At 45.3% G+C, this 17,100-nt stretch carries 14 protein-coding genes; 11 read left to right on the forward strand and 3 right to left on the reverse strand.

Features of this window, described 5'->3' with window-relative positions:
- Positions 1 to 192 precede the first annotated feature (192 nt).
- Positions 193 to 1,467, forward strand: a complete 1,275-nt coding sequence (locus KOE27_RS21875; RefSeq protein ID WP_215240915.1) for a cation:dicarboxylate symporter family transporter — start codon at positions 193 to 195, stop codon at positions 1,465 to 1,467.
- Between the two features lie 17 nt (positions 1,468 to 1,484).
- On the opposite strand, the gene KOE27_RS21880 is transcribed toward KOE27_RS21875, so the two are convergent.
- On the reverse strand, positions 1,485 to 2,204 hold the full coding sequence (locus tag KOE27_RS21880; RefSeq protein ID WP_215240916.1) for a tetratricopeptide repeat protein: 720 nt from the start codon (positions 2,202 to 2,204) through the stop codon (positions 1,485 to 1,487).
- An 81-nt stretch (positions 2,205 to 2,285) separates the two neighbouring features.
- The gene (locus KOE27_RS21885) at positions 2,286 to 2,876 is read right to left on the reverse strand and encodes an RNA polymerase sigma factor (RefSeq protein ID WP_215240917.1); all 591 of its coding nucleotides are present in this window, start codon (positions 2,874 to 2,876) and stop codon (positions 2,286 to 2,288) included.
- Positions 2,877 to 3,167: 291 nt separating this feature from the next.
- On the opposite strand from KOE27_RS21885, the gene KOE27_RS21890 reads away from it, so the two are divergent.
- The 9 genes from KOE27_RS21890 (at position 3,168) to KOE27_RS21930 (ending at position 15,197) form a co-directional block, all read left to right on the forward strand.
- Positions 3,168 to 4,172: a porin family protein gene (locus KOE27_RS21890; RefSeq protein ID WP_215240918.1), complete on the forward strand. Its 1,005-nt coding sequence runs from the start codon at positions 3,168 to 3,170 to the stop codon at positions 4,170 to 4,172.
- A 97-nt stretch (positions 4,173 to 4,269) separates the two neighbouring features.
- Complete coding sequence (locus KOE27_RS21895) at positions 4,270 to 6,000, forward strand: M3 family oligoendopeptidase (protein ID WP_215240919.1); 1,731 nt, start codon at positions 4,270 to 4,272, stop codon at positions 5,998 to 6,000.
- 76 nt (positions 6,001 to 6,076) lie between these two features.
- Positions 6,077 to 6,328, forward strand: coding sequence for a hypothetical protein (locus tag KOE27_RS21900; RefSeq protein ID WP_215240920.1), 252 nt, complete (start codon positions 6,077 to 6,079; stop codon positions 6,326 to 6,328).
- A gap of 243 nt (positions 6,329 to 6,571) precedes the next feature.
- Positions 6,572 to 6,805 (forward strand): PspC domain-containing protein, encoded by a 234-nt coding sequence (locus KOE27_RS21905; protein WP_215240921.1) that lies wholly within the window; start codon positions 6,572 to 6,574, stop codon positions 6,803 to 6,805.
- Between the two features lie 161 nt (positions 6,806 to 6,966).
- Positions 6,967 to 8,145, forward strand: a complete 1,179-nt coding sequence (locus tag KOE27_RS21910) for an acetyl-CoA C-acyltransferase (protein WP_215240922.1) — start codon at positions 6,967 to 6,969, stop codon at positions 8,143 to 8,145.
- Between the two features lie 106 nt (positions 8,146 to 8,251).
- Complete coding sequence (locus KOE27_RS21915) at positions 8,252 to 9,253, forward strand: glycosyltransferase family 2 protein (RefSeq protein WP_215240923.1); 1,002 nt, start codon at positions 8,252 to 8,254, stop codon at positions 9,251 to 9,253.
- On the forward strand, positions 9,253 to 10,371 hold the full coding sequence (locus tag KOE27_RS21920) for a glycosyltransferase (protein ID WP_215240924.1): 1,119 nt from the start codon (positions 9,253 to 9,255) through the stop codon (positions 10,369 to 10,371). Before KOE27_RS21915 ends, KOE27_RS21920 begins: the two co-directional genes overlap by 1 nt.
- 10 nt (positions 10,372 to 10,381) lie before the next feature.
- The gene (locus KOE27_RS21925; RefSeq protein ID WP_215240925.1) at positions 10,382 to 13,261 is read left to right on the forward strand and encodes a putative Ig domain-containing protein; all 2,880 of its coding nucleotides are present in this window, start codon (positions 10,382 to 10,384) and stop codon (positions 13,259 to 13,261) included.
- Between the two features lie 121 nt (positions 13,262 to 13,382).
- Positions 13,383 to 15,197, forward strand: a complete 1,815-nt coding sequence (locus tag KOE27_RS21930) for an acyl-CoA dehydrogenase family protein (protein WP_215240926.1) — start codon at positions 13,383 to 13,385, stop codon at positions 15,195 to 15,197.
- 95 nt (positions 15,198 to 15,292) lie between these two features.
- Here KOE27_RS21930 and KOE27_RS21935 read toward each other — a convergent pair whose 3' ends face one another.
- Positions 15,293 to 15,478, reverse strand: a complete 186-nt coding sequence (locus KOE27_RS21935; protein ID WP_215240927.1) for a hypothetical protein — start codon at positions 15,476 to 15,478, stop codon at positions 15,293 to 15,295.
- Between the two features lie 34 nt (positions 15,479 to 15,512).
- Between KOE27_RS21935 and bshC the strand changes: the two genes are divergently transcribed.
- Positions 15,513 to 17,099: a bacillithiol biosynthesis cysteine-adding enzyme BshC gene (bshC, locus tag KOE27_RS21940; protein WP_406566865.1), complete on the forward strand. Its 1,587-nt coding sequence runs from the start codon at positions 15,513 to 15,515 to the stop codon at positions 17,097 to 17,099.
- Position 17,100 lies beyond the last annotated feature (1 nt).

The following is a 17,100-nucleotide window of genomic DNA, read 5'->3' on the forward strand; positions in this document are numbered from 1 at the left end:
AGATTTTATCGTCTGAAATTTATTCCGCCATTACCACTAACAACGGTAAAGGTAACGTATTTATTTAGACCAAGTATAAACAATAATAAAAAATACTTTTATGCGCCTCCAATCACAATCCTACCTCAATTCTTTGCTACCTTGTTAGGCTGGGCGAGAAGTTCAATCCTATATCCTTTACCTTTCATCGAAATGAGTTTTAAAAATCTCCTTACCAACCTCACTTTCTGGGTACTTACTGCTATCACCGCCGGGGCGCTCCTCGGCCACTACAATCCTGAGCAGGCGGTCAAAATGGACCTTTTGGGTAAGGGCTTTATCAGTATTGTAAAACTTTTTATCAATCCCATCATTTTCCTGACCATCACCCTTGGAATCATAGGTATGGGCGACCTCAAAAAAGTGGGAAAGGTGGGTGCAAAGGCCATTCTTTACTTTGAGATCGTCACCACGCTTGCGCTCATTGTCGGCATAATCGTGGCCAATGTCATTCAGCCTGGTCAAGGTGTGGTGACAGCCTCGTTACAGAAGGGGGATATATCTGCCTATGCCAGTAAGGTTCAGGATTTCAGCTGGTTAAAGTTCTTCCTGGATAATCTCACGCTTCAGGTACTGCTTTTTTCGCTGGTGCTTGGTACGGTTCTCAGCAAATACTCCGGGAAGGATCAAATTATTTACTGGCTTAATTTTATTTCAAAATACGTTTTCCGGGCACTTCATTTGGTCATGCTGCTGGCGCCGATCGGTGCTTTTGGCGGAATGGCCTTCACCATTGGCAAGTACGGCATTCATACTTTGCTGCCTCTTGCAAAACTGATGGGAACGGTATATGCCACCATGGCCATATTTATTTTTGGCGTACTCGGCCTTATCCTGCAAACCTACAAAATAAGTCTTTGGTCCTTTCTCAAATACATTCGTGAAGAACTGCTGATCGTTCTGGGAACTTCATCTTCGGAAGCAGGGCTTCCTTCCCTGATGGAAAAGCTGGAAAGAATGGGCTGTTCCAAACCGATCGTCGGGCTGGTGGTTCCGGCGGGATACTCTTTTAACCTGGACGGTACCACCATTTACCTTTCTATGGCAACCATTTTTCTGGCCCAGGTTTTTAACGTCCATCTTACGATCGGGCAGATCCTGTCTCTTATAGGCATACTCATGGTAACCTCCAAAGGAGCCGCCGGGGTTACTGGCAGTGGTTTCGTAGTATTGGCCTCCACTCTGACGGCCATTAAGGTAATCCCACTGGAAGGCCTGGCCCTGTTACTCGGGGTGGACAGGTTTATGTCTGAGGCACGGGCGATCACCAATTTTATAGGAAATGGCGTGGCAACCATTTGGCTGGCTAACAATGAAAAGGAATTTGACCGGTCCAAAATGACCTACGCTTTCAACAGGGTACACGAAACGGAAAATATCATAACGGATAACCTCACGGACGTTACGCAGCAAAAGAAGGATTCCTGAAACCGAAAGGCTGATTCCTAATCCATCCACTTGACGGCTTCTTCTTTCCCTTCTAGGTTTCCTTCTATGACCTGATGCAGTAAATCTTTTGCTTTTTCCCTGTCTCCCGCTGCCCCGCGTTTCAACAATGCTATGGCTTCATAAAATTTCCCGGGATTGGCATAAAGGCCCTGCTGTTCCCCGAGCTGATGGAAATAATCAATCGCCTTGTCATATTCCAGCAGTTTCAGCGCTATGATTCCCGCAACTCTTTTCGCTTCAGCATGCTGCGGATCCTTGCGGAGAATCCCTTCGCATATTGCCGTTGCCGTAGCATATTGCCCTCTGTTATAATTATGTATCGCCAGCTGAAGACTATCCTCAGCGCTTCCCATCTGAACGCCCAGGGTAGTAAAGTTTTCCATTGTGTAACCATTGGCAAGCTGTTGCAGATCCTGTGAGCGCGGGGCCAGGCGATACCAGGCGAGGCCAAAAGCAATAAAAGCGACTGCAGCCGCTACGGCATACCATGTCCTGAGCGAAACAAACCGGGCATCATCAGGCTGCTTTTGTGAGCTCCATTCGGCATGGCGCTGTGCCAGTTTTATTTCCCTCACGTGCTGAGCTGCTTGTTTCGAGGCAAGATAAAAAGCCACATCATCGGCAAGTATGGGGTCCGACTTTAAGTCAGCCTCAAACTTTTCTTTTTCCTCCGCGGAAATTTCTTGTCCAAAATAACGCTCAATCCTTTCGTCCATGATCTGTCGGGCTACCTCCGGCCATTCACCTTCGGCTCCATTTTAATTAAAAGGAAGTTGATCCCTTATACTGTTGATGAGTCAATTTTGTGTTTTATATATAGCCCTGAGCTTCTCAAGGCACCGCAACCTGCTGGTTTTGACCACCGCTGCGGACTGGTACCCCATTTTCACCGCTATTTCCTGATCCATAAATCCTTCTCCCCATGCCAGTATCATTTGCTTGCATTTTTCACCAAGTTCCTGCATCCGCCGGTGCAGCAAATCAATATCATACTGTTCCATCAGGCGCTCCACAACACTGCGGGACTCGTCGGGAAGGATATTCATATAGTCATCAATGCCCACCCCGCGGTTAACCTGTTGTTTGTTAGTCGCATTTTTCCTGATGAGGTCAACACATTTATTTGTAAATATCTGATACAGATAAGTTTTAAGCTCCGCCCGCCCCTCAAACCTGCCTTTCTGAATATTTTCAATAACGGTAAGTACCGTATCCGAAAAAGCCATGGAGCATTCATCCTCGGTAAGCCGGTGTTTACGAACTCCTTCGCGGATCAGGTAGGCATACCTGGAGTACAACTGGTTTTCGAAAAACCGTTGCCGGTTACCTCCTTCGAGAATTCCTTTAACTAGTTCACTATCTGAAACGGTTTTGCGGAAGAAGGCCATCTTTTATTTATCAATGATGATGGAAATATAAGTAAAAACAGGGGTTTTTGACAAAATTTTCCATCAACTGTTTCCTGCCCGGTACCCGTTAGCGACTAAGTGAACGGCTGCCAGCTACGTTACGCTATCTGTATATAAATCAACTCCCAAAATCTCTCCGTTAATATGATCGCTTAAATAATAATCCTTATCCATTTCCCCCAGGGCAAATAAACGCCCTACTGGAGAGGCATCACTGCCTTCCGTTTACCTGTCATCCAATTCAAAACAATCCTCAAAAATTACCCGATTATGAAAAAATCAATTCTATTAACTGGCTTACTGATCGTTACACTATGTACCATACTCCGTGCCCAGACTAACAAAAAGCCTGCTGTCAAAAGCAGTACGCAGAAACCGGCTGTCAAAACAAGCAGCGCTTCCAGGCAGGAAGCTATTAACAAAGCCCGCGAAGACTCTATTCTGGCCGTTTACGCATTAGCAAAACAACTTGCCCAGCAGATGGTCAGGGAAGATTCCATTAAAAAAGCGAAAGAGGCAGCGGTGCTTCTTCAGCAAAAAGAAATGGACAAAAAGGCTGCAAAAATACCCGAAAAAAGCCGCACTGCGCCCAGAGCGGCGACCACCAATCAAAAGAAAACTGCCAATGCCCGTGCAACCGGAGGTTTTTGGATAGGAGCCAAAGGAGGTGTTAATTTTTCAAAATGGACCAGGGAAACCGACTACGATTCGGAAGAGTCCTTAACAGCGTTAACCGGTCCGTCAGCCGGGTTCGTTGTGAAGATACCGTTCAACAACTTTCTTGGTTTAGAAGTAGAACCCGGTTTTTCCCAAAGAGGTGTTGTTAACACGAGCGTATTGTATTCCGACCTCTCCGACTGGGAAAGGAACGAGCTCAAACTCATCTGCAATTATCTGGAAATGCCTGTCCTATTACAATTTACACCCAGACTGGGTCCTCTTGAAGGCATTCTGGCACTGGGCCCCGAATTAAGATACCAGATCGGATCGCTGAAAACAAAATATACCACGAAATATTACAGCGACTACGAATTAGAGTTTGAGGAAAGCGGCGAGACAGACCTGCCCACCGAAGGATACATCAAAAAATTCGACTATGGTGCCGTGGGTGTTGCAGGTATTGCCTTTCCTTTTTCCAAACTGAAGATATTCGTCGACGGCCGTTATCATTACGGTTTGGGTAACCTTGACTCGGGCGTTGGATATAGTGATCACAAAGTGAACAACCGGGGAATAAGTTTCAACGCCGGCATTCTCTATAGGATCGGAAATTAATTCCGGTTTTGTGTCAGGATGAAAAGAGGGGGCTCTTGCACATTCCCCTGATTCCGCCTTACCTTTGAATTACTAAAAACTGCAATCCAAAGGTAAAATGTCAAATACAACACCAGCCATACCAACTCGCTCCAAAAGGGTATTCATAGGAGAAGAATTTGATCTCAGGAAATGGGAAGACCTTCAGCCGCTTTTTGAAAATCTGAAAGATCGGGAAATTAATTCCGTTGATGAGCTCAAGCACTGGTTTTCAGACCGCAGCGAACTGGAATCTTATCTGTCGGAGAATTTCGCCTGGCGTTACATCCGGCAGACCTGTGATACCGCGAACCAGGGGCTCATCAACGCACTCCAGTTTTTCATTACCGAAATCCAGCCCAAACTGGCCGAATACAGTAATGCCCTTGATAAAAAAGTAGTGGATAGTCCTTTCTGGACAGAATTGAAAGAGTCCGGTTTTGAGATCGTTCACCGGGGTATGAAACGCGGTATTGAGATTTTCCGCGAAGAAAATATCCCTCTGTTTACAGAAGCACAAACCGAGGAACGGAAATACGGCGCCATTGCGGGAGCCATGACGGTAACGCTGGACGGAGAAGAAATAACTTTGCAACGTGCGGCAGACCGCCTTCAATCCACAGACAGAGCTGTTCGCGAAGAAGCCTGGACGGCCATCAGTAACCGCAGATATGAGGATCATGAAAAGCTGGATGAGCTGCTCAACAAACTGGTGGAGCTCCGGAATAAAATCGGGATCAATGCAGGATTCGACAATTACCGGGACTATATGTTTGCAGCCATGGGCCGTTTTGACTATACCCCTCAGGATTGTTTTGATTTTCACGCCTCGGTAAAAAAAGCAATAGTACCCCTGCTGAATGAAATGGCAGCTGCCAGAAAAGAGGCTTTGCAGGTGAATCCTTTGCGCCCATGGGATACCAAGGTAGATCCAAAAGGATTAGCTCCGCTAAAGCCTTTTGAAACAGGAGAAGAACTGCTTGACAAAACGATAAAATGTTTCAGCCGCCTCGATCCCTTTCTGGGTGACTGCCTTAGGATCATGAAAACAATGAAACACCTTGACCTGGAATCCAGGAAAGGGAAGGCACCCGGAGGCTATAATTATCCGCTGGATGAAATTGGCGTACCTTTCATATTCATGAACGCCACCTCTAACCTCAGGGATATGATTACACTGTTACATGAGGGCGGCCATGCTGTGCATTCACTGGTAACACGTGACCTCGCCCTGAATGCCTTCAAACATACCCCTTCGGAAGTTGCAGAACTTGCTTCTATGTCAATGGAACTGATCACGATGGATTTCTGGGACGAGTTCTTTGAAAATGAAGACGATTTAAAAAGAGCCAAGATCCAACACCTGGAATCCATCGTAGAAACCCTGCCCTGGGTTGCAACAGTTGATAAGTTCCAACACTGGATGTATGAAAACCCAACGCATACGCCCACACAGCGTACCGACAAATGGGTTGAAATTTACAACGAATTCACTGACAACGTGATAGACTGGACGGGTCTGGAAGACAAGCGAAAATATCTATGGCAGCGTCAGCTTCATATTTATGAGGTACCTTTTTATTATATCGAATATGGAATTGCGCAGCTCGGCGCGATAGGTGTCTGGAAAAACTACAGGGAAAATCCCGAAAAAGGCTTAAAGGGATATTTAGACGCGCTCAAACTGGGATATACTACTCCGATTACGGAGATATATCAGAAAGCAAATATTCCTTTTGATTTCTCAGAAAAGAACATAACGGAACTTATCCAATTTGTTCATAAAGAGCTTTCTGAATTAAAAAAATAAGAAATCGTGTGCCATGCGTTTGGTGTTTTTAAAAATGGCGGCTATTTTTGTAAGAGTTACCTTGAACGAAACGGAAATGAAATTTTATAAAGTAATTGCATTTGTTGGCTGTATAGCATTGTTGTCGTCCTGCGATTATCAAAAGTATAACCACAAAGAACAAAAGGATGTGAATGCGGGAAACGAATATGTTTACGGTGTCAGTCCCGACAGCCTGCCCCGTCAGATGGCTAACAAATATGAAGCCAATCCTGAAATTGAAACAAGAGTGAACGCAATCCGAACCAAGCTTTACAGCGGTGCCACAAGCGCAGTTGTGAAACAATAAGATATTTACGATAGCAGAAAGGCCGGCCCATTTCAATATGAGTCGGCCTTTTCTTTTGGGTTGAACTTACCCAGGTAAGTCTGTAATCCCCTATTTGTACCCATCTTCCGCTACCCCCTCGCCCGTCTCTTCCCTGAAACGAACCTTTTCTAACCTCCCGCAACCATCCGTAACAATTTGCTTTCAAGTACTGTGTATTACCAAGTACCTTTGGTTCATCAAAAACAAAAAATGAAAACAGCCATGAACAACAATAGATTATTTCGCAATACAAACAGTAAGGTTATCGGTGGTGTTGCCTCAGGATTAGCCGATTATCTTCAGATTGATGTCGTGATCGTAAGGGTATTATTTGTAATGGGTTTCTTCATTCCTGCCCCTTTTCCCATCGTACTCTTTTACATCGTACTGTGGATAGTGATGCCCGACATTGCCAAACAGCCAAAGGAATTACAGGAAAGCCACCGCACTTCGTAGCAGATTAAACCACCATCAGAAAAGACTTTGTATTTACAAACCGCAGGAAAACAAATTTCTGCGGTTTGTTGTTTTCAAGTTAATTGTTAATTTTACAAATAGTATGCCTGCATACTATTTTTGACTTTTCCTAAGTTAGCAGCCAAACTAAAACCTTTTTTATGAACGCTTACATTGTATCCGGATACCGCAGCGCAGTGGGCAAAGCCGGCCGGGGTGGTTTCCGATTTACCCGCCCGGATGACCTCGGTGCCTCGGTAATCAAATATATCCTGGAGAAACTCCCTGAACTGGACCCGGCCCGGGTAGACGACGTGATCGTTGGCAATGCCGTTCCTGAGGCGGAGCAGGGTATGCAAATGGGACGCTATGTGGCACTGTTATCATTGCCACAGCATGTTTCGGGTATTACCATTAACAGGTATTGCGGGTCAGGCATTGAAGCTATTGCCATGGCCGCTGCCAAAATCCATGCGGGTATGGCCGAATGTATTATTGCGGGCGGTACCGAATCCATGTCTCTGGTACCTACTATGGGCTGGAAAACAGCGCTCAATTATGATATTGCAAAGAGCCACCCGGATTATTATCTGAGCATGGGCCTCACTGCCGAACAGGTAGCGAAGGATTTTAACATCAGCCGTGCAAAACAGGACGAATTTGCTTTTAACTCACACCGCAAAGCCCTAAACGCTCAGAAAGAAGGTTACTTTACGGAGGGTATTGTCCCGATTACCGTAAAGGAAACTTATTTTGACCCGGTATCAGGAAAAAAGAAAACCAAAGAAATAGTTGTAAGCCAGGACGAAGGCCCCCGGGCAGATACCAGTTCCGAAGCGCTGGCAAGGCTTAAACCTGTTTTTTCAGCGGGCGGGTCCGTTACTGCGGGTAATTCTTCGCAAACTTCTGACGGCGCGGCGTTTGTGGTGGTCATGTCAGAAAACATGGTGAACGAACTTGGCCTTAAGCCCATTGCGCGTATGCTTTCCTATGCCACCGCCGGAGTGGACCCCCGGATCATGGGTATAGGACCCGTGGCTGCCATACCAAAGGCACTGAAACAAGCAGGCCTGAAACTTGCGGATATTGAACAAATTGAACTTAACGAAGCGTTTGCCGCCCAGGCACTGGCCGTTATTCAGGAGCTTGATATAAATCCTGAAATTGTAAATCCAAACGGAGGCGCCATAGCACTGGGGCATGCACTAGGCTCTACCGGAGCCCGGCTTTCGGTACAGCTGTTAAATGAAATGTTTCGTCAAAACCAAAAATATGGAATGGTTACTGCCTGCGTGGGCGGAGGCCAGGGCGTAGCCGGAATATACGAAAGGCTCCATTAGTACCAGACATAAAAAAGCTGACTTTATGGTGATCTGCGTGTAAGATATTTCCATCTTACACGCAGATTTTTCTATTTTTGCGGATCAAACCGTACTCCGCCCATTCATGGATGTATCCATTATCATTATAAATTACCGTACTCCTCAACTAATTATAAACTGTTTAAGGTCCATTTATCAATTCACCTCCGGAGTTACCTTTGAAGTTATTGTGGTTGACAACGATCCTGAAAACGGGCAGGGCCAGCTGGTTTTAAGAGAATTCCCTGAGGTCAACTGGATCAATATGGAATACAATGCCGGTTTTGGAAGAGCAAATAACAGAGGTATGGCCGTTGCTAGAGGTAAGTATTTCCTGCTTTTGAACGCCGACACGCTTGTAACAGACAACGTGATCGGCAGATGCTTCCACCGGATGAACCAACGCACTGATATCATTGCCTGCGGCGCACTGCAATACTATCCGGACCATACCCCGATGCCCTTCTACCGGAGTTTTAATGAATTCAGAAAAACTTTTTTCATTTTACCTCCCACTCCTTTTTTTGATAATCTGTTAAATTCTCTCTATCCCGAACCACAGTATCAGGATGCTGACCAGCACGACTGGCTGGTAGGTGCTTTTATTTTTTTGAGAAAAGAGGGCTTTGAGCAGACCGGTGGCTTTAGTGATGATTTCTTCATGTATGGTGAAGATGTGGAATGGTCAGGAAGGCTTGCCCGCCTTGGCAAGCTTTGTTATTTTCAGGATTGTAAATTTATCCATCTCGAAAACAACAATCCTTTCCGCCGTACTCACATTTCCTGGATTAATCGTTTCAGTACCCAGATGCAGGTTTCCAATTTATTATGGGTAAGAAAACAATATGGGTTCTTTGCTTACATAATGCTGATCCTCCATTACATTGTAATGATACCAGTGGTATATTCCTGGAAATTATTACACAATTACAATAAAAACGGAAAACCGTTTTCGGAATTAAGGACACAATATATATATACCAGGAAAATTGGGGTTCTGCTCAAATATTTCTGGAAAACTGCTGTTCTTAAAAGAGGATTATACAAAATCAAACCAACCGAGAACATTGATCTTTTAACCTCCTGATGAGCAAGCCAAAACAAAAAATCTTATTTTTTACCCCTTTTGCAACACGGACCGGTTCAGAAATGATGTTGCTTTATATTTTGCAACAGATAGACAGAACCCGTTTTGATATAGGCATTGTCAGTTTTGCGGATGGGGAACTGCTCAAAGAATTCCCCGAAGATATCCCTGTCTTCATAGCTCCAAGGAAATTCAGTATACTTCAGAAAATATCTTTCCATCTGGGCATCAATCCTACATTAAGATATTTACGAAAACTGGCAAAAGAATTCGGCGCAGATTTCTGGTACGTGAATACCACCATGCTGCCGGAAACAATTACCGTGGCCCGCGAATTTTCCATTAAAGTAATTACCCACTTTCACGAACTACCTCTGACCTATATCTACCTGAGTGACAAAGATTTTAAAGGAATCATAGATTATTCGGATCTCCTGATCGGGTGCTCCGAAGCAACCTGCACAGCCATTAGCCAGTCTGGCGGTAAAAATGTTTCCCTGCTTTATTCCTTTATCGATCCGTCCCGAATAGTCCCCAACACGGCGCGCTCCTTGGAATTGCGACAGATGCTGGGCATTCCGCAGGAAGACTATGTATGGATATTGTCGGGAATGACCTCTGAACGAAAAGGGTTTGACCTCCTGCCGGAAATATCAGATGAGATCAACGATAGCCGGGTACATCTGGTTTGGATAGGTGACAGGATCAGCGACGGACTAGTCCATTATACCGAACAACGGATCAAAAACCAGGACCGCAAGACACGTGTACACCTGGTCGGTAAACAAAAAGAGGACTACTACGCCTATCTCAACTGCGGAAACGGATTTCTGCTTACTTCGCGCCAGGACCCTTTCCCCCTTGTCATGCTGGAAGCAGCAATGCTAGGAAAACCGATCGTTTCGTTTCCCTCCGGAGGCGCATCCGAATTTGTTAAGGATGGCATGGGTATTGTAACAGAAGATATCAGCGTTAAACAAATGGCTGCTGCCATGCGAACGGTTATGAAAGGTGAAATTCCGCTGGACGCTTCCAAAAGTATTGAAACAGCAAGTCAATTTAATGTCGAAAATGGATATAAAAACTGGTTGGAAATAATTGACAAACAAATAAATTGATTTGTGGCGTATGGCTCCTTTTTCCTGTAAACTCACGCAGTGTCGTACCGGATTCATATTGTTACTGATTCTGTCTACCTATTTCAAAAGCCTGGGACAGGAAACAGCAACAACAGAAAGCACGGATAACCAGAGGTACCTGGCACTGATGCTGCTGAACCTTCCTGTGGAAAAAGGTCCTGAAGTTGAAATTATCCGCATGGGCCAGCAATACGGCATGAACGCCGTATATCTCACCATTCCCTGGGATAAAGTATATTATACATCCCCTACCGACCCGCCTAACTGGGAAAAATACGACGAACAGATTAAGACTGCCACGGGCCTTGGCATGAAAATAGCGCTGAGAATCCACATAGGCCGGCATAACACCCGGATCAACGGCTTTTGGGATGCCAGTGACAGCCAGATCAGCGACTCGGGAAAACCCTTGCTCGGAGGCTACCAGGATACCTCCTTCGGCTTCGACAATCAGCCGATAGTAGACAAGGCCGTTGGTTTTGTCAAGGAGGTGGTCAGCCGGTACAAGTATCTGCAGGCTGAGAAGAAACTATTATTTGTATCCGTCACCAACACGCCAACACAAGAGGGAGAATACCCCGGCGGCATCATTACCGACGGAAAAGAAACAGCGGCGGGTTACGACTATTCTCCCCGTATGGTAAAAGGTTTCAGGGCCTTTCTGAAAGAGCATTATACCAAAATTGAACGGCTGAATTTTTTGTGGGGAACTACCTTCAAATCGTTTGATGACCCCGCACCACCTTCAACGCCCTGGGAACCGGGTGAAGCGTTCAGGCAACGCTTTGGAAAAGACTGGTATATCTATCGCCATATGACCATGAAAAAATTTGTGGAACAGATGGTCAGCGCGGTAAAGGGTATAGATCCAGGCATCAAGTATGTTTCTGATTACGGCTCGGTTTTTGACCTCAGCTCCGTTGTAAGAGGCACAATAGGTTACAAGGATCTCAATAAAAAGACCGACGGAATCAAGGTCAATGATGCCCTGTCTGCCTACGATCATCGCTGGTCTGTGGACATTCTGAAAAGTGATTCCCCTCCCAATTTCATCACTGCCAACGAACTCTTCGTAAGCCAGTATTATGATAATAACACGCATCAGAAGCAGATCACTGAAAACTTTGAACATGGTGCCAACGTGGTTGCAGTGGTGGTATCAACAATCGCCCAGATGCAACGCTCCGAGCCCTTTTTAAGATCTTCATCTTCCGTCTGGCTTAACCGCCCGATGGAGCCCATCGTATACCAAGACTCGGTTAGTTACCGTATGTCCGCTGCCGTTGAAAAAAGAGGAGCTTCAAGCCTGATTTATGATCAATGGGCCAAAAAGGCATATGCTGACCCTGCCAGGCCCCGACCCGTGAGGATCAGGCTGAACGAGGATTTGCTGTCCGACGAATACTGGAAAGATGCATCCAACTATCCTCCCTATGTTCTTCAGCCCATTCCGATGCAGATCATACCGGTTAACAAAGATTTCGCCTACCGGCTGCCAACGAATGCCTTTGCGGATGTGGACGGGACCATTGTACGGATGGAGGTGGAATCACTTCCGTCCTGGCTTAAATATGAAGGCGGGCAATTAAAAGGAAGACCGGCCACCATAGCAGATTACCGTATTACCGTGAAAGGAATTGATGATGAAGGCGGAACAACCGAAGCCTTTTTTACGATCAGGGTGGATACCAGGGAAAACGCCAACAAACCTCCCACTGTCAACAGTAATTTTTCTAACCAGACGATCGCCATTAATAAAGAATTTTCCTTGCCCATTCCTCCCGATGCTTTCATCGACGTTGATGGAAAAATCACAAAAGTGGAAGCCAAAGACCTGCCCGACTGGCTTAAATTCACCAATGGCGGGTTTGTAGGAACACCTGTCAAGCTGGGAGAATACCGCGTTTTTCTGAAGGCCTATGACGATCTGAACGCATTTGTGGAAACGTATTTTACGATCAGGGTTGTAGAACCTCACATGCTCAACAGCCCGCCCTTTGCCTTCAGCACGTTGCCTATCAAATATGCATCGCTTAATCATCCCTTTTCATTTGTCCTGCCCAATGTTTTTGGGGACAACGATGGGTATATCTCTTCTATCACAATTCAGAACCGTCCTTCATGGCTGAATTTCTCTTTAAATCAATTTTCCGGAACTCCGACCGAAGAAGGAGAATACCGGCTGATTATCAGGGCTTTCGATAACGGCGGTGCCTATGTAGATCTTCCATTCATACTTATTGTTGAAATTCCAAGGCTGCGGTTTGAACTCGTCAGGGGAGGAAAGGCTATTGACCAGCAGATCATCCGTAAACTTGAAGGAGATGATGTGATACCGTATAGTATCCTTCCGCCATTACTCAATATTTATGCCTATGGCAACTTTGACTATGACCAGGTTATTTTTGAGTTAAATGGGCCCTACCGGAAGCGATCGGTAACTTCGAAATTCCCGTATGCACTTTATGAAAATGAGAGTGGTTTTCCTGCTTTTGCCGGCCGCTATACCCTCACAGTTACAGCCACCAACAAGGATTCGTCCGTCGTTACCAATTCCATCCAGTTCGGGATCAGTTACGGTGACTCCGTTAATATTACCAGGGATATCAAGGAATGGCAGTTTTACCCCAACCCGACCGAAAATATTGTCAACATCAAACTGCCTGAATCTCAAAGCAATATAAATATCCAGTACGCTCTGGTAACCATTTCTGGAAAAAAAATCCCTGTGAACACGCACGTCGTTCATGTCTCCGACAACCTGGCCAGTGTGGACGTGGGCGCCTTGGGCATTCCTTCGGGCATCTATTTCCTCAGGCTCGAAAAAGAAGGAGTTCTCCTGCAGCAATTTAAAATCTTCAAAAAGTAATGCAGGGAATTATTTTCAATAGTATGCTTGCATAATAATTGGAAAGATATAACTTTGCTTCCCTATGAATAGTATGCACGCATACCATTCATATTCCTGATAAAAATTAATGTTCGCTATCATGTCTGCTTCAGAAGTAAAAAACTCATCGATTAAAGGAGGTGAATTTCTTATTAAGGAAACATCCGCTTCGCAAATTTTTATACCCGAAGAATTTGATGAAGAGCAAAAAATGATTGCAGAAACCTGCCGCGATTTCCTTCGTACAGAGGTGTGGCCCCGGCTGGATGAGATCGACCACGCTAAAAGCCCTGAGCTGATTTCTTCGCTGATGGATAAAGCAGGAGAACTTGGGCTGCTGGGCACGGTGGTGCCTGAAGAATATGGTGGCTTCGGCATGAATTTTAATACATCCATGCTAGTTGCAGAAGCAACCGGCCCAGGTAATTCGTTTTCAGTAGCACTATCCGCTCATACCGGCATAGGTACTTTACCCATTCTTTATTATGGAAATGAAGAGCAGAAAACCAAATATCTGCCCAAACTTGCCTCAGGGGAATGGAAAGCGGCCTACTGTCTGACCGAACCGGATTCAGGATCCGACGCAAACTCAGGAAAGACAAAAGCCCGGTTAAATGAAGACGGGACACACTATATCATCAACGGGCAAAAAATGTGGATCACCAATGGCGGATTTGCAGATATCCTTATTGTTTTTGCCAAGATAGAAGACAACGAGCAGACAGATAAAAACCTTACCGCTTTCATTATTGAAAAAGGGTTCGGTGGCATTACCATGAATGAACCCGAACATAAAATGGGTATCAAGGGATCAGACACCCGGCAGCTCTTCTTCAACGACTGCCCGGTTCCCGTTGAAAATATGCTCTCGGATCGAGGAAACGGCTTTAAAATTGCTGTTAATATCCTGAATGTGGGCAGGATCAAGCTTGCTGCGGCTGCACTGGGTGGCTCAAAAAAAGTAGCCGAGCATGCTATTCACTATGCCAATGAACGCAAGCAATTTGGAACAGCCATTGCAAATTTCGGGGCTATCAAGCATAAACTTGCGGAAATGGCAGTCCGCATGTTCGCAACAGAGTCTGCGGCTTATCGGGTAGGTCAGAATATTGATGATCTCATCTCCGCCTATCAGGAAAAAGGGATGTCCGATGCAGAATCCAAATTAAAAGCACTGGAAGAATTTGCAATTGAATGTGCTATCATGAAAGTTCATGGTTCCGAAACGCTGGATTATGTTGCCGACGAAGGGGTACAGATTTATGGCGGCATGGGATATTCCGCGGATGCCCCTATGGACAGAGCCTACCGGGATAGCCGTATCAACCGGATTTTTGAGGGTACCAATGAAATTAACAGACTTTTGGTCATTGATATGATCTTAAAGCGCGCCATGAAAGGGCAGCTGGATGTCATGGGCCCGGCCCAGGCTGTGGGCAAAGAAATTTTATCAATTCCTGATTTCAGCTCCGAAGTGGATGATAGCCTTTTTGCGGCAGAGAAAAAGGTGATCAGCAGCCTGAAAAAAGCGGTTCTGATGATTTCAGGCGCTGCCGTTCAGCGCTTTATGATGAAGATTTCGGATGAGCAGGAAATCATTATGAACCTGGCAGATATGGTCATCGAGATTTACATTGCTGAATCTGTGCTGCTTCGTGTCGAAAAACGTACCGGATTATTTGGTGCAGGCGCCAATGTTTTGCATAAGGACATCGCCTTGGTATACCTGAACTCCGCGGTGGAAAAAATAAATCAGGCAGGCCGTGCAGCCATTACAAGCTTTGCCGAAAATGACGAGTTGCGGGTAATGCTGATGGGCTTGAAACGTTTTACCAAGATTGAACCGGCGAATCTGAAAGATGCCAGACGGAGAATTGCCGAAGAACTTATTAGTAAAAACAGCTACACCTTTTAAATATCCAACCAATATTTCAGGTTTTAAACCTGCACAACTAAAAACCAATGGATGCAGAAAGCCGGAGCTGACTCAGCTCTGGCTTTTTATTTTATTCAATCCGAGGCCCGGGTACCCAGCGCCCGCTCGCTATGCTCTAACTTACTGAACAATGCAAGGGTACCAGCACCCTGCTCTCTCCCGTACAGGATGCTGTAGACGAACTTACTGCCGCTGATATTGTGTCCTGACCAATATCTTTTTGCAACAAGAGATATCCTGAACTTTAACGATATTTGCATGGTTTCCTAAAATATTACCAAAAAATAAGACGTGTTGGATTCTCTACCAGCTATTGAAAAACCACCTTTCATAACTGTTTGCCCAGTTGATTTACGTGATACCGGCCAGTTTCCGGTGTTATTGCTTGACTATCTGGACAAAAAAAAATCTTTATCCGAATTTTATAATACTTTTCCATCACTGGAAAATGCGGAGCAGGTAATATCCCAACGCAAAAATTTTGATGCTGACAAAAGAGCGACGCTGGTAAGCGTCCTGGAAAAACAATACAAAGGTTTACCTAACATTCCGGATTTTTCACTCCTGCAGGAAGCCACTACTTTTACTGTTACGACCGGCCACCAGCTCAATATATTTACAGGGCCGCTGTACATTATCTACAAAATTGTAACGACCATTAACCTGGCCAGAGCGCTCAAGCAGGCCTATCCGGAGTATAATTTTGTTCCTGTTTACTGGATGGCAACCGAGGATCATGATTTTGAAGAAATTGCTTCATTTCATCTCTTCGGACAAACACACAAATGGCAGGGAGAATATAAAGGTGCGGTAGGCCGCCTGAACCCAAAGGACCTGGATAATATCCTGAAGCTCCTGCCCGGCAGGCCTCTTATTTTCGCAAAAGCCTATCTTGAGAATGATACCCTGGCGGATGCTGTACGATGTTACATGCATGAGCTTTTCGGGATGGAAGGGCTCATTTGCCTGGATGCCGATGATGCTGATTTAAAAAGAGAATTTTTACCTGTAATCAGGGAGGAACTGATTAACCCCAAATCTGCCGGACTCGTTGCGGATACTTCCGCCAAGCTCGCTTCACTGGGATACCACACCCAGATTCACGCCCGGGAGATCAACCTGTTTTATCTGGAAGGAAATGTAAGAGAACGTATCATTCGTGAAAACGGAATATTCAAAGTTCTCAACACAGCTATTTCCTTTACCGAACAGGAATTACTGGACCTTACCGAAACAAATCCAGAAAGATTCAGCCCCAATGTGGTATTGCGCCCTGTGTACGAAGAGGTGATATTACCCAATCTGGCTTACATAGGAGGCCCGTCCGAAGTTCCTTACTGGATGCAACTGAAAGGAATATTTGACCACTACCAGGTGGTTTTCCCCATGCTGATTCCCCGGAATTTTGCACTGTATGTCAATGAAACCCATGCTAAAAAAGCGGCCAAGCTAAACATTGACCTGGTTGACCTGTTCCTCAACGAAATAGCGCTTAGAAAAATTTACATCCGTAAGAATTCAGACAATAAACTGGACCTCGAAGATCAGAAAGCCGCTTTCACTGCAGTTTTTGACTCAATACTACAAAGAGCAGTACAGGTAGACAAAACCCTCGAAGGCACTGTAAAAGCCGAACTTACCCGGCTCAACCATGCGCTGGAGGGGTTGGAAAAGCGCATCAGGAGGGCGGAAGAACGAAATCACGAATCAGAAATAGAGCAGCTGATCCGCCTGAAAAACAAGTTGTTCCCGAACGGAACCGCCCAGGAACGCTATGATAATTTTCTAAACTTTTATCTGGATGATCCCGCTTTTATCCAAAAACTGCTAAAAACTTTTAACCCCCTCGATTTCAGATACAATATCCTGGTTGAAAAATGAT

The sequence above is a fragment of the Dyadobacter sp. CECT 9275 genome (assembly GCF_907164905.1).
Taxonomy (GTDB): domain Bacteria; phylum Bacteroidota; class Bacteroidia; order Cytophagales; family Spirosomataceae; genus Dyadobacter; species Dyadobacter helix.

Bases quoted from the DNA above. Each gene is read 5' to 3' on its own strand.
- KOE27_RS21875 (WP_215240915.1), top strand. From the start codon at position 193: ATGAGTTTTAAAAATCTCCTTACCAACCTCACTTTCTGGGTACTTACT.
- KOE27_RS21880 (WP_215240916.1), bottom strand. From the start codon at position 2,204: ATGGACGAAAGGATTGAGCGTTATTTTGGACAAGAAATTTCCGCGGAG.
- KOE27_RS21885 (WP_215240917.1), bottom strand. From the start codon at position 2,876: ATGGCCTTCTTCCGCAAAACCGTTTCAGATAGTGAACTAGTTAAAGGA.
- KOE27_RS21890 (WP_215240918.1), top strand. From the start codon at position 3,168: ATGAAAAAATCAATTCTATTAACTGGCTTACTGATCGTTACACTATGT.
- KOE27_RS21895 (WP_215240919.1), top strand. From the start codon at position 4,270: ATGTCAAATACAACACCAGCCATACCAACTCGCTCCAAAAGGGTATTC.
- KOE27_RS21900 (WP_215240920.1), top strand. From the start codon at position 6,077: ATGAAATTTTATAAAGTAATTGCATTTGTTGGCTGTATAGCATTGTTG.
- KOE27_RS21905 (WP_215240921.1), top strand. From the start codon at position 6,572: ATGAACAACAATAGATTATTTCGCAATACAAACAGTAAGGTTATCGGT.
- KOE27_RS21910 (WP_215240922.1), top strand. From the start codon at position 6,967: ATGAACGCTTACATTGTATCCGGATACCGCAGCGCAGTGGGCAAAGCC.
- KOE27_RS21915 (WP_215240923.1), top strand. From the start codon at position 8,252: ATGGATGTATCCATTATCATTATAAATTACCGTACTCCTCAACTAATT.
- KOE27_RS21920 (WP_215240924.1), top strand. From the start codon at position 9,253: ATGAGCAAGCCAAAACAAAAAATCTTATTTTTTACCCCTTTTGCAACA.
- KOE27_RS21925 (WP_215240925.1), top strand. From the start codon at position 10,382: ATGGCTCCTTTTTCCTGTAAACTCACGCAGTGTCGTACCGGATTCATA.
- KOE27_RS21930 (WP_215240926.1), top strand. From the start codon at position 13,383: ATGTCTGCTTCAGAAGTAAAAAACTCATCGATTAAAGGAGGTGAATTT.
- KOE27_RS21935 (WP_215240927.1), bottom strand. From the start codon at position 15,478: ATGCAAATATCGTTAAAGTTCAGGATATCTCTTGTTGCAAAAAGATAT.